Origin of the sequence: Streptococcus mitis, from assembly GCF_002096925.1 — a bacterium.
Taxonomy (GTDB): Bacteria; Bacillota; Bacilli; order Lactobacillales; family Streptococcaceae; genus Streptococcus; species Streptococcus mitis_AF.
In genome coordinates, this window is record NZ_NCVN01000007.1 from 1 (window position 1) to 13,108 (window position 13,108).

13 protein-coding genes and 1 pseudogene are annotated in these 13,108 nt (G+C 38.1%); 11 read left to right on the plus strand and 3 right to left on the minus strand.

From position 1 onward, the window contains the following. Positions 1-336 (plus strand): annotated as a pseudogene (locus B7692_RS01795) (transposase); the annotation flags it as partial. A 72-nt stretch (positions 337-408) separates the two neighbouring features. Here B7692_RS01795 and B7692_RS01800 read toward each other — a convergent pair. Both B7692_RS01800 and B7692_RS01805 read right to left on the minus strand, forming a co-directional pair. Then, positions 409-2,424: an N-acetylmuramoyl-L-alanine amidase gene (locus B7692_RS01800; RefSeq protein WP_084929741.1), complete on the minus strand. Its 2,016-nt coding sequence runs from the start codon at positions 2,422-2,424 to the stop codon at positions 409-411. A 51-nt stretch (positions 2,425-2,475) separates the two neighbouring features. After that, positions 2,476-3,384 carry a LysR family transcriptional regulator gene (locus tag B7692_RS01805; RefSeq protein WP_001222582.1) on the minus strand — a complete coding sequence of 303 codons (909 nt, stop codon included), beginning with the start codon at positions 3,382-3,384 and terminating at the stop codon, positions 2,476-2,478. A gap of 500 nt (positions 3,385-3,884) precedes the next feature. Between B7692_RS01805 and slmA the strand changes: the two genes are divergently transcribed. From slmA to B7692_RS01850, 9 genes are all read left to right on the plus strand, one after another. Continuing rightward, complete coding sequence (slmA, locus tag B7692_RS11160) at positions 3,885-4,061, plus strand: salivaricin M family lantibiotic (RefSeq protein ID WP_084929742.1); 177 nt, start codon at positions 3,885-3,887, stop codon at positions 4,059-4,061. Between the two features lie 29 nt (positions 4,062-4,090). Next, positions 4,091-4,198 (plus strand): QVPTGV class sortase B protein-sorting domain-containing protein, encoded by a 108-nt coding sequence (locus B7692_RS10760; protein WP_020901952.1) that lies wholly within the window; start codon positions 4,091-4,093, stop codon positions 4,196-4,198. A gap of 131 nt (positions 4,199-4,329) precedes the next feature. Beyond that, entirely contained in the window at positions 4,330-5,064 is a 735-nt protein-coding gene (locus tag B7692_RS01820; protein ID WP_045611995.1) for an ABC transporter ATP-binding protein, read from the plus strand. Between the two features lie 12 nt (positions 5,065-5,076). Beyond that, entirely contained in the window at positions 5,077-7,092 is a 2,016-nt protein-coding gene (locus tag B7692_RS01825; RefSeq protein WP_045611993.1) for an FtsX-like permease family protein, read from the plus strand. Positions 7,093-8,018: 926 nt separating this feature from the next. Continuing rightward, positions 8,019-8,747, plus strand: coding sequence for a sensor histidine kinase (locus tag B7692_RS11165; protein WP_239822229.1), 729 nt, complete (start codon positions 8,019-8,021; stop codon positions 8,745-8,747). Beyond that, positions 8,728-9,324: a response regulator transcription factor gene (locus B7692_RS01835; RefSeq protein WP_049512487.1), complete on the plus strand. Its 597-nt coding sequence runs from the start codon at positions 8,728-8,730 to the stop codon at positions 9,322-9,324. The genes B7692_RS11165 and B7692_RS01835 overlap by 20 nt, the downstream gene beginning before the upstream one ends. 85 nt (positions 9,325-9,409) lie before the next feature. Continuing rightward, positions 9,410-9,640, plus strand: coding sequence for a YqgQ family protein (locus B7692_RS01840; RefSeq protein ID WP_001808324.1), 231 nt, complete (start codon positions 9,410-9,412; stop codon positions 9,638-9,640). Further along, a complete protein-coding gene (locus B7692_RS01845) occupies positions 9,640-10,020 on the plus strand; it encodes a rhodanese-like domain-containing protein (protein ID WP_000259256.1) in 381 nt (126 codons plus the stop codon). The genes B7692_RS01840 and B7692_RS01845 overlap by 1 nt, the downstream gene beginning before the upstream one ends. Positions 10,021-10,106: 86 nt before the next feature. After that, complete coding sequence (locus B7692_RS01850; protein ID WP_024057696.1) at positions 10,107-10,340, plus strand: hypothetical protein; 234 nt, start codon at positions 10,107-10,109, stop codon at positions 10,338-10,340. A gap of 37 nt (positions 10,341-10,377) precedes the next feature. On the opposite strand, the gene B7692_RS01855 is transcribed toward B7692_RS01850, so the two are convergent. Next, positions 10,378-11,103, minus strand: a complete 726-nt coding sequence (locus B7692_RS01855; RefSeq protein WP_084929744.1) for a 16S rRNA pseudouridine(516) synthase — start codon at positions 11,101-11,103, stop codon at positions 10,378-10,380. Positions 11,104-11,264: 161 nt separating this feature from the next. On the opposite strand from B7692_RS01855, the gene typA reads away from it, so the two are divergent. Then, complete coding sequence (gene typA / locus B7692_RS01860; RefSeq protein WP_000164111.1) at positions 11,265-13,106, plus strand: translational GTPase TypA; 1,842 nt, start codon at positions 11,265-11,267, stop codon at positions 13,104-13,106. The last annotated feature ends 2 nt before the right edge of the window (positions 13,107-13,108 follow it).

Sequence of the window (13,108 nt, forward strand, 5' to 3'; positions counted from 1 at the left end):
CATATCAAACATCAGAAAACACAGACGGACTTTCAACAGGAAATCAAGGTTTACTACGCTGATGAACCTGAATCAGCCCCTCAAAAGGGACTGTATATGAACGAACGCTATTAAAACTTGAAAGCTAAAGAATGTCAGGCGCTTTTATCTCCCGAAGGTAGACAGATTTTCGCTCAACGCAAGATTGATGTGGAACCTGTCTTTGGGCAGATAAAGGCTTGTTTGGGTTACAAGAGATGTAATCTGAGAGGGAAGTGTCAAGTGAGAATTGACATGGGATTGATACTTATGGCCAATAACCTCCTCAAATACAATAAGAGAACGACTCAAAATTAAAAAGCTAGAGTTCCGCAATTGGAAATCTCTAGTTTTTTTGTGGCTGAGAACTATTTTGTCTCAGGCCCTTTTTTACTTACCAGCGTAATATTTTTGAATTCCTTTCACGATACCTGCTACAAGCTTATCTTGATAGTGGCTATCTCGAATCTGTTGATTTTCAGCGAAATTATCCATATAACCTAGCTCTAGGAGGACGGCTGGTTTAGCAGTTTCTCGAAGAACTGCAAAGCTACTTTCCAATAAGCCAGCATCTTTAGCACCAGTTTCAGCTAACAATGAAGAGTGGATAGCGGCTGCAAGACGCTTGCTCTCACTCATACGGTCAGGATGGTTATGCCAGTATGGGTTGATTTTACTTGGATAATCAGGTTCATCGCTGTAGGAATAGGTTTGAATTCCACTAGATTTTGAGTATGCACTACCAGTCGCATTGAAGTGAATACTAATAAAGATGTCAGAGTTAGTCTTGTTAACCATACGAGAACGTTCTGTAATAAAATCTACGTCAATATCACTATCACGTGAAGTAAGAACTTTGTAACCAAGTTCTTCTAACTTTTTGCGTAATTTACGATATACCTGCATGTTGAGGTCTTTTTCAGCGACATTGTAATAGTATGCACCTGAGTCTCTTCCCCCATGTCCGGGGTCTAAAAAGATGGTTTTACTGTATTGGCCTTTTACAAACCCTTCAGGAACTTCACTAACCCATCTACCATCATTTTTAAAGATATGATCTTTTCCGGATATTTTATAAATATTAGTGACATATTGTCCGTCTTCTTTTAGATAATACCAAGAATTATAGTACTTATCAAATATCCACTCATTCTTAGCCATATAACCACCAGATTTGAGATAGTAAGCTCCAATCCATTCTTTTGATGCATACATTCCACCACGCTTCAAAAAGAACCAGCTATTATAATTTTTGTCAAATATCCATTCATTATCAGCCATTGCTCCACTTGATTTTAAATAATAATTACCTTGCCATTGGTTACTAGACATAATACCTATTTTGTCAAAATAGTACCAAACTCCATTAATTTTCTCCCATTTATTCTGAGAAATTTTTCCAGAAGAATTAGCGAAGTACCAATGTTTATCAATGAGAACCCATTTGTTTTCAGCCATGGCTCCACTATTTGTCAGCAAGTAGCTGTTAATGGTTGTATTACTGAGCATGATTCCATCTTTGTCGAAGTAATACCAAGACCCCGCAATTTTTTCCCATTTATTTTGAGAAATTTTTCCAGAAGAATTAGCGAAGTACCAATGTTTATCAATGAGAACCCATTTGTTTTCGGCCATTGCTCCACTATTTGTTAGCAAGTAGCTGTTAATGGTTGTATTACTAAGCATAATCCCATCTTTGTCGAAGTAATACCAAGAATCGTTGATTTTTTCCCATTTATTCTGAGAAATTTTTCCAGAAGAATTAGCGAAGTACCAATGTTTATCAATGAGAACCCATTTGTTTTCAGCCATTGCTCCACTATTTGTTAGCAAGTAGCTGTTAATGGTTGTATTACTAAGCATAATCCCATCTTTGTCGAAGTAATACCAAGAATCGTTGATTTTTTCCCATTTATTTTGAGAAATTTTTCCAGAAGAATTAGCGAAGTACCACTTTCCATCTATGAAGTTCCAACCGTTCTCAGCCATTACTCCATCTTTATTGAATACATAACCATCAAAGGTTGTATTGCTTAGTCGATTTCCATCTTTGTTAAAGTAGTACCACTTTCCTTGGATTTTTTTCCAGTCGGTAACAGGTTTATTGTGTTCATAAAATCGCCAGTTATTATTTTCTTCTTGCCAACCTTCTTTGATTTTTTCAACTTTTGTTTCTTCAGGCTTCTTCTCTATTTTTTCTTCTTTATCGTCAATTTTAGAAGAATTGTCTGTTTTTTCAAGATTCTCTTTCGATTTTTCTTGGTTTTCGATTTTTGAAGTACTTGAATGAGGAATTGTTACATTTTCTCGCACTGACTCTGCATTATTTTCTTGAGCCTGGACAGTTGCTTGAGTGAATCCTAAAATAGATAGGGCAACTGTACTCGCAAGTATAACTTTTTTCATTTTTATCTCCTTTTGTTTTTTGGATTATTATAATAAAATTTTGCTGATTTCTCAACTATCAAACTGGACTTCTTCTAGTAGATAGTCGATAAAGCGTTCGCCCATCTTAGACAGGCTGGTTTTTTCATGCTGGATATAGACCAGCTCAATGGGGTCATCAATATCCAGTGGGATAGAAACGATATTGTCTCCATTGAGGTTGCTGTTCAAAATTCCTGTTGCAATCGTGTATCCATCCAAACCAATCAAGAGATTAAAGAGGGTAGCACGGTCGCTGACTACGATAGATTTTTTGTGGTATTCCTGCGAGAGAATCTCTTCTGAGAAGTAGAAAGAGTTGTGCGTCCCTTGGTCATAGCTGAGATAAGGGAAGTTTTCTAAATCAGATAGTTTGACCTTGTCTTTTTTTGCTAGAGGGTTGGTCTTGCTGACAAAGATATGCGGTTGCGCTGTGAAGAGATGGTGAGCCAGCAGGTGGTTGTCATCTAGCATTTTGGTTAAAACATCACGGTTGTAGCTGTTAAAAAATAGGACACCGACCTCACTACGGAAGTTCTTGACGTCGTCGATAATCTCCCAAGTCCGAGTTTCACGAAGGAAAAGCTCGTATTTTTCCATATCACTTTTCTTGAGCAGAGAGACAAAGGCATTGACTACAAAGGCATAGTGTTGAGAAGAAACGCTGAAAAGTTCGCGGTGGGCGACAGGATTTTTATAACGTTCCTCCAGAAGCTGGGTCTGCTCGACAACCTGACGGGCATAAGAGAGAAACTCCATCCCATCACGGGTCAAGGTAATACCCTTAGGATTGCGGATAAAGATTTCAATGCCCATTTCATTTTCCAAATCTCTCACAGCGTTGGAAAGACTAGGTTGAGTGATAAAGAGTTGCTTGGCCGCCTCATTCATGGAGCCAGTTTCGACGATTTTGATAATATAATGTAATTGTTGAATTCTCATGTTTTTATTGTACCACACTTGCGTCAGAATCGCCAAAGAAGATAGGAAAATCAGGGGGAGTGTGTGGGTCTCTGTAAAGTAGTTAAGAAGAAACTTCTAAATCATTTAATAAATAAGATTAAAAATTTTACTCGAAAATAAGAAACTTGCACGATTTACTCATTACTTATCCAATACTAGAGTTTATACTAGTTATTGTAAAGATGATCATCCAAAAGAAGGAAGGAGGCAACCTTATGGCTAAAAATACAAATCGTTTAGAAATTGATTCTCTCAGTTTTGAGGTTGAAAACCAAGAACTTTTCGGGAAATCAGGAGCTAGTGGTACATAGCTTTTAAAATGACACTAGCAGGTCTCTGTGGATTGTATTTCACCTATTCCTATGAGTTTACGAGAAATAATGTTCGCTGTTAGATAAAACAAAAGGAAGATTCTAGTGTTTTATTTCAAAACATTGACAACATTTTGATTTGGTGTTATATTTACGGGAGAAATACAAATAAAACAAGATAACTTTGAGATTGATTCTTTGGATTATGCAATTAATAGCCAAGAGTTGAATGGTAAATCTGCTGCTGGGTATGGTACGGCTGTTAGATTAACAGCACAGGGGCACTGTGGTTGGTGGTTTACATATTCTTATGAATGTATTTCGCCAAACGTGCGCTGTGTATAAAACTCTCTATTTTTTGACAGGAGGATAAAATGGAAGGAATTATTGGAACACTAGACTTCTATGCACCTGTACTGGTCTTAGGAGTTGTTGTCATAGGGATTGTTTACTTTATGAAAAAAAGAAACGATCGCAAATAATCAACATCAACCGATACCTGAAAAAGGCATCGGTTTTTTTATTACTTGAATATATTGCACAAAATACTCATGCCAAACATTGAAAGGAACCGTATAATAAGAGAGTAATAAATAAACGGAGGAATGAAATTATGAAACAGCTTATTGTAACAGGATTAACGAAAACATTTGGTCAAGGGGATAATATCGTTCATGCTTTATTAGATGTGAACTTGTCCGTTGAAAAAGGTGAATTTCTGGCAATTATGGGTGCCAGTGGTAGTGGAAAAACAACACTCCTCAACTGTATTTCAACGATTGATAAACCAACGTCAGGTGAGATTCGATTTGAAGATTTTGACATCATCCATGCCAAGGAAAATGAACTAGCTGACTATCGTGCTAAAAACATTTCCTATATTTTCCAAGCCTACAACTTGGTGGAAACCTTGACGGTCTATGAAAATATTGTTCTACCTCTTCAAATTCAGGGGAAAAATATCAAAAAACATCAGGATAAGATTGAGGAAATTTTGGATAAGTTGGCCATCCAAAACTTAAAAGATAAGTTTCCTAATCAGTTATCAGGTGGTCAGCGACAACGCGTGGCAACTGCTAGAGCCTTGATTGATGATTCTAAACTGATTATCGCAGATGAGCCGACAGGAGCCTTGGACTCTGCCAATTCTGAAAAACTGATGGTACTTTTGCAGGAAATCAATAAAAGTTTTGGTATTACCATTTTACTGGTTACGCATGACCCTGCCGCAGCAAAGTACTCTTCACGGATGGTGCTACTTAGAGATGGAAAGATTATGGATGATTTGGAACGTAACAGCTTATCTAATGAACAGTATTTGCAAGAGATTTACAGTCGTACCAGATAGGAGGGTGAGAGTATGTATCCAAAATTGATTTTACGAAATGTATTCCGAAATTTACAGACTTATACCATCTATTTTTTCAGTCTGACATTGATTTATAGCTTGCTCTACGCTTTTAATGCTTTACCAAGCCATCCAGTGATGCAAAGTTTATCAGGGGCAAAGGAAATGTTGACGACGGTGATGAGCCAGTACATGGGCTTGCTTTCCTATCTGATTCTATCGGCGATTGCCTTTCTCATCGTTTACGCCACAAATTTTGTGCTGGGACGGCGCAAGAAAGAGCTGGGACTTTATGCAACGCTGGGAATGAAGAAGAAGCAGATTATCCGTACCCTGTTCTTTGAAACCATGCTGGTCAATATCTTTTCCTTGATTCTAGGTTTCTTGCTTGGATTGATCTTACTGGTCATTCTAGCTAAGATTGCATCTGAATTTTTTATGGCCAATTACTTTGGTAGTATGCTTTTCTTTGATAGCAAGTCTGTTATCTTACTAGTTTATTCCTATTTGGTAACCAGTTTTATTGTTGGTGTCATGGACATTCTTACCTTTAGAAAGAAAAATATCATTGCACTCATTCAAGAAAATGGGGTCAAGAAATCTGTCTTGGCAAAAGGCAAGCCAGTTCTTCAAGCACTTCTCTTTATTCTTTCGACAGCTGTTATCGGTTTTGGTGCTCTCTATTTTTCAGACTATCACCATCTATCATTCTTGAAAAGCTGGGGTATCTTGCTGGTATCTGTCTTCGTGATTTTTGTGATTTTGTTTTACAATACTTTAAGCCATTTTGTCTTGATTTCCCTTAGAAAACTGCCTCAAACTTACTATAACAAACTAAACACTTTTAAAATCCGTCAATTTTCAAAACAAGCTGATAGTAATTCGGTCACGTTGGCTGTCTTATCCTTGACCTTGACACTGGCTCTCAGCTTACTCGTTTTTAGTGGTAGTGCCTATACGACTATGAACCGAGAGCTGAACAAATACTCACCTTATGATGTAACTGTCAATCTCTACCGTGGTAAAGAGTTTCAATTTTCTCAGGAATCTGTCAAAGACAGATTGAAAGCCGATGGCTTTGACTTTAACCTCATCAAAGAGGAGTACAGCTGCCCTATCTATTCTAGTGATTTAACTTATAAAGATTTGATTGATACTAGCAATCTCTGGGATCATGATAAGAAACTTCCTGAATCAAAAGTACCGATTTTAGGAATTTCTGCCTACAATCATCTCCGCAAACTGCAAGGGAAAAAAGCGGTTGACTTGTCAGAAGACCAATTTCTAGTCAATGCCAATTATAAAGGAACTGCCAAGCAGATCCAGGACTTTCTATCAACGACCAAAACCTTCATGATTAACGGTCGTTCTCTCAACCTTGCCTCTTCAAAGCCACTTGAAACAGTTTACTTTTTATCTTCAGTAACTACAAATGACTCAGGAACCTTGATTGTACCAGATAAGGTAGTAGTTGGATTGACGGAAGACCACACGACCTATGTTGCCAATTTCAAGGAAAATATAGACAAACGGGAAGTAGAAACATTCTTGAGTCAGTGGATTGAAAAATACTACTTCACTCGTGATGGAGAAGAGTTGAATTCGTTCGTCTATCAAACGAAAGGAAGAATTTTTGAGATTTATCTTGGATTTATGGGCGTCATTGTCTTTGTCATGATTTTTGTCAGTGTTATTTTTATCATTATTTCCCTCAGTATCTTGTCCCTTCAAACTTCTACAAGCGCTTTGGATAGTGTCAATGATTATCAAATCTTATACCTTCTTGGGAACAAGAGAAAGCAAAATCGCTTTATTCTTTTGCAACAGATTCTAAGTTATTTCTTGGTTCCGCTGGTCATCGCAGGTCCGCTAGCATTTGCCTTGAGTACCGCTCTTTTGGGCTATTTTGAGAATTTCGCTAATACCAGCATTTCTATAGATATCACCTATCTGGGAGTAGCGGTCTTACTCTTTGTCCTTTACCTGCTAGTGACTTACAGAGTAAGTTGGGAAATTATTGAAAATTAAGTCAAATACCAGAGTTGCCTATCCGACAATTCTGGTATTGTGTTATAATGATATTAAAGTAGTTCAGGAAGTGGATACATATGAAACAGTTTGTCAAATCGCTCTCGAAAAACTCACTTTTATTGTGGTGGTTGACGATTTTTAATCATCTAGCTTTAATGATTTATATTTATTATAGGATTCCTCTGGACTTTTCGACAGATTTTTCCTTGCAGATGGTTTTATTGCTGATTATTGCTTTAATTGCATTTAGTTATATTTGTAATATTGTGACCTTTCGGTATAGTGAGTTGAAACTCTGGTTGCTCCTGATGATGTTTCTCATTAGCTGGCAATCCATATTTAATCAAGGAGTTGCGAGCACCCTGTTGCACTTTTTTGATATTCTTCATCCGCTCAACTCTTTTTTATTGGTGTATAGTTCTCTGTCTATTATCTTTCTGGGAGAGAAAATAGGAGAAGAACTGTTGAGTGTGTCCTTTGTGTTGACACTAATCACCATTAGTTCGTATCTGTTAAGTCCTTCAATTTTTCTATTTCTGTCCTTGTTTGCGTCTTTCTTTTTAAATCTTGTTCCCTTGATTTTACTGATTTTATATCATAAAGAGTTGAAAAGTAGACTCAAGTATCAGAGACGAAATTTGTGGATATTAGCTTTAATATTGCCTCTTTCTTATTTCTTTTTGTATATCAATACGAGGGGCGCAGGAGTGATGAACCTAGTCTGGTATCTTGAGATTATTGGAATACTTGCTTTTTTGCATCTCAAAACAATTATTAACTCTCTTCAGAAAAAGGTAGTAGAGTTGAAGTTGTCCTATATAAAAGCTTTTTCACGCTTGTTTTTACTGATTATGTTTTTGTTAGTAGGCATTTTCATCATCTTTCATTTAGACTTAAACACGAGCTTTTTGGTCTTGAATATCATGTTACTATTGTTCGGGATTTGTTCGGAAGAATTGATTCGCCTTTTTCGTTCTGCTGAAATGCTAGATGCTAGGGATTATGTAAAAGTTCTCTTTTTAAAGCGTAATCGTATGGTGAAAAGTCTGCTGGCAAATGAAGACACAGAACAACAGTTCTCCGAATTTCTTCACAATGAAATCCTGCAAAATGTGATGGCGATAAAAAATTTCAATAAATATAGTAGCAATCAAGCTTTTGGTGAACAGATCAATCTGGTGACAGAGGAGTTGGTTCAGCGGATTCGTGAGCGGATGGATTATTATCAGCCAATGGTAGAAACAGACGAGCAGTTAGACATCCAGTATCAAGGGCTGATTAATCGGATTGTCAAGCGCTATCACGCAGAAAATGAAGTCGTCACACAGTTTCCTGCTCACTTTAGGCTTTTATCTCCTTACGATAAAATTGCCTATCGTCTGGTTGAGGAGTTGGCGACCAATGCCGTTAAGCACGCTAGTGGTGGAACGATTTCTTTGAAGATTAATGTGCATGATGACACTATTTTTATCATTTCTGAAAATGACTGCCTTCAAACAGAAAAATCCTTAGGTTATGGCTTGAAAAATATGTCTAATAAAATTAGTGTTTTAGGTGGTCAAATGCAGATTTTTGAAAATAATAAGAGATTTCGTGTAGAAATTACTCTCCCGATTGATAAGGAGTTGTGTTATGAAAATTTTGTTAATTGATGATCATAAATTATTTAGCCAAAGTATCAAGATGATTTTAGAGTTATCGGAAAACATTAAAAAGGTCCAGTTAGTAGATAATTTTTCGACTATTTCGGAGATTGCTTTTAATGACTACGACATTATTTTGATTGATATCAACCTGACGAGTCTGTATCAAGATGATGGGCTGACCTTGGCACAAGAGATTATCGACAATGGTTGTTCTAGTAAGGTTGTGATTTTGACAGGTTACAGTAAAAAAATGTATGAACACCGAGCTAAAGTTATGGGGGCTTATGGCTTTCTGGACAAAAGTATGGACCCAGATGAGTTGGTGAAAAAACTGGAAAAGATTTATCTAGGTGGTAAGGTCTTTTCAGATGAAGTGATGGTAGAGGTGTTAACACCACGAGAAATCGAGATACTAGAACTGGTTAGAAATGGCTTGACCATTGATGATGTCTGTGACAAGGTCTATGTGAGTAAACGTACAGTTTCCAATCACTTGGCCAATATCTTTTCAAAATTGGGAGTGGCTAACAGGCAGGAGGCGATTCATATCGCTGAGCAGTTGGGCTATTTTCCACCAGATTAAAAAGTTGCAGAAGATGCAGCTTTTTTAATTTCTGCGATACTTCTTGTGTGGTCTCTTCTTGAAAAAAACACAAAATTTTGCTAGAATGAGTCTTATGAAAACATTCTATGATGTGCAGCAATTCCTCAAACGATTTGGTATTATTGTTTATATGGGAAAACGCTTATATGATATTGAACTGATGAAGTTGGAACTCTCTCGGATTTACGATGCAGGGTTGATGGATAAACTAGACTATCTAGAAGCAGAAGCGGTTCTACGCAGAGAGCACAAGGTAGAATTGGATTATATTGAGAAAAATGGAGAAAAGAACTAATGGTTACTTGGATTTTGTGGGCACTTATACTAGCAATGTTGGCGTGGATGGGTTTTAACTATCTTCGTATTCGCCGTGCGGCTAAAATTGTAGACAATGAGGAGTTTGAAGCCTTGATTCGTACGGGTCAATTGATTGATTTGCGTGATCCAGCAGAATTCCACAGAAAACATATTCTTGGGGCTCGCAATATTCCTTCAAGTCAGTTGAAAACTAGTCTTGCAGCCCTTCGTAAAGACAAACCTGTCCTTCTTTACGAAAACCAACGCGCGCAACGTGTGACAAATGCAGCCCTTTACTTGAAAAAACAAGGTTTTTCTGAGATTTATATCCTTTCTTATGGATTGGATTCTTGGAAAGGGAAAGTGAAGACTAGCTAACATTCTGTAAAAATCTGTCGAATGATAGATAAAGCTAGCATTTTATGGTATCATCATTTATATTAATTTTAAGGAGATTTTATAATATGAATTCACAAGAAAAGAAAAAACCTTCACTTATTTTAGGTATCTTATCTATCGTCCTTGGTTTGCTTTCTCCAATAGTGGGTCTGATTTTGGGTATCATAGGATTGGTCTTGGCTATTTCATACCAAAAAGAGTCACAATTAGACTATAAAATAGAAAAGATTCTTAATATCTTAGGAATTGTGATTTCTGTAGTTAACTGGATTGTAGCCGTCGCAGTAGTTTTTAGATAAACAATAAAAAAAGCTTTAATTTTAAAGCTTTTTTGTTTTATCGACTCATCTCTAAATAGTTTTTAATGATTTGTAACTCTTTTTGGTTCAAAGGGCGGTAGTTACCTTCTGCTAAATCTGGGTTCAATGTGAAGTCCCCAAATTGGATTCTCTTGAGGCTAGTCACTTTGACACCAACCGAGAGGAACATTTTTTTTACCTGATGAAATTTCCCCTCTGAAATGGTAATAGAGGCTTGACTGAAGGAAGGACTTGCAGATAGAATCTCTAGTCTTGCGGGTTTACAGACAGTACCATCTAAAAAGACAATTCCCTTTTGAAAGGCTTGGATATGGTCAGGTGTCAGAAGTCCATTAACCTCAACTCGATAAGTCTTATCGACATGATACTGAGGATGGAGGAGCTGAAAGCCCAAGGGTCCGTTATCGGTCACGAGGAGGAGTCCTGTCGTATCTCGGTCCAGTCGGCCGACGGCATAGAGCTTGTCAGACTGGATGTCAGGCGAAAGGAGGTCCATGACGGTTGGAAGTTTCTTGTCTTTGTTGGCTGTAACGACACCAGCAGGTTTATGAAGCATAAGATAGGTGTGCTCATAGCCTCGAATGATTTGGTCTTGAAAAAGGAGTTTTTGTAGTCCTGTATCGATATTTTGGGCTAGGGAGCGGGCTGGGCAACCATCGACGAGAATTTCACCTTTGAGGAGTGCTTGCTTCATGGCCTTTCGGCTAACTTTTTCTTGGGCTAATAAATTATCTAAACGCATACTGTGCCTATCTTATCATAAGTCGCTTGCTTTGAAAAGGCTTGACGTGAAAAGAAAAGCGGAGTGAAAACATTTACACTTGCTTGAATTATGTTATTTACTTGAAATTATGGTATAATCGTTCAGTTAGAAAATAAATTTTGAATATTATAGAGGAAATCATGACAAAATTAAGAGAAGATATCCGTAACATTGCGATTATCGCCCACGTTGACCACGGTAAAACAACCCTCGTTGACGAATTATTGAAACAATCAGAAACGCTTGATGCACGTACTGAATTGGCAGAGCGTGCTATGGACTCAAACGATATCGAAAAAGAGCGTGGAATTACCATCCTTGCTAAAAATACAGCCGTTGCCTATAACGGAACTCGTATCAATATCATGGACACACCAGGACACGCGGACTTCGGTGGAGAAGTTGAGCGTATCATGAAAATGGTTGACGGTGTTGTCTTGGTCGTAGATGCTTACGAAGGAACAATGCCACAAACTCGTTTCGTATTGAAAAAAGCCTTGGAACAAGACCTTGTCCCAATCGTGGTTGTTAACAAAATCGATAAGCCATCAGCTCGTCCAGCAGAAGTAGTGGACGAAGTCTTGGAACTTTTCATCGAGCTTGGTGCAGATGATGACCAGCTTGACTTCCCAGTGGTGTATGCTTCAGCGATCAACGGAACTTCTTCATTGTCAGATGATCCAGCTGACCAAGAAGCGACTATGGCACCAATCTTTGACACAATTATCGACCATATCCCAGCTCCAGTAGATAACTCAGATGAGCCTTTACAGTTCCAAGTGTCACTTTTGGACTACAATGACTTCGTTGGACGTATCGGTATCGGTCGTGTCTTCCGTGGTACTGTTAAGGTTGGGGACCAAGTTACCCTTTCTAAACTTGACGGCACAACTAAAAACTTCCGTGTTACAAAACTCTTTGGTTTCTTTGGTTTGGAACGTCGTGAAATCCAAGAAGCCAAAGCAGGTGACTTGATTGCCGTTTCTGGTATGGAAGACATCTTTGTCGGTGAAACCATTACTCCGACAGACGCAGTTGAAGCTCTTCCAATCCTACACATCGATGAGCCAACTCTTCAAATGACTTTCTTGGTTAACAACTCACCATTTGCTGGTAAAGAAGGTAAATGGGTAACTTCTCGTAAGGTGGAAGAACGCTTACAGGCAGAATTGCAAACAGACGTTTCCCTTCGTGTTGATCCAACTGATTCACCAGATAAATGGACTGTTTCAGGACGTGGAGAATTGCACTTGTCAATTCTTATCGAAACAATGCGTCGTGAGGGATATGAACTTCAAGTATCTCGTCCAGAAGTTATTGTAAAAGAAATCGACGGTGTTAAATGTGAACCATTTGAACGTGTTCAAATCGACACTCCAGAAGAATACCAAGGGTCTGTTATCCAAAGCCTTTCTGAACGTAAGGGTGAAATGTTGGATATGATTTCAACTGGTAATGGTCAAACTCGTTTGGTCTTCCTTGTTCCAGCGCGTGGTTTGATTGGATACTCAACTGAGTTCTTGTCAATGACTCGTGGTTACGGTATCATGAACCATACCTTCGATCAATACTTGCCATTGATTCCAGGTGAAATTGGTGGTCGTCACCGTGGTGCTCTTGTTTCTATCGATGCTGGTAAGGCTACAACATACTCAATCATGTCTATCGAAGAACGTGGTACGATCTTTGTCAACCCAGGTACTGAAGTTTACGAAGGAATGATTATCGGTGAAAACTCTCGTGAAAATGACTTGACAGTTAACATCACTAAGGCAAAACAAATGACCAACGTCCGTTCAGCTACTAAGGACCAAACAGCTGTTATTAAGACTCCTCGTATCTTGACACTTGAAGAGTCTCTTGAGTTCTTGAACGACGATGAGTACATGGAAGTAACGCCTGAGTCTATCCGTTTGCGTAAACAAATCCTTAACAAGGCAGAGCGTGAGAAAGCTAACAAGAAGAAAAAATCAGCTGAATAAGA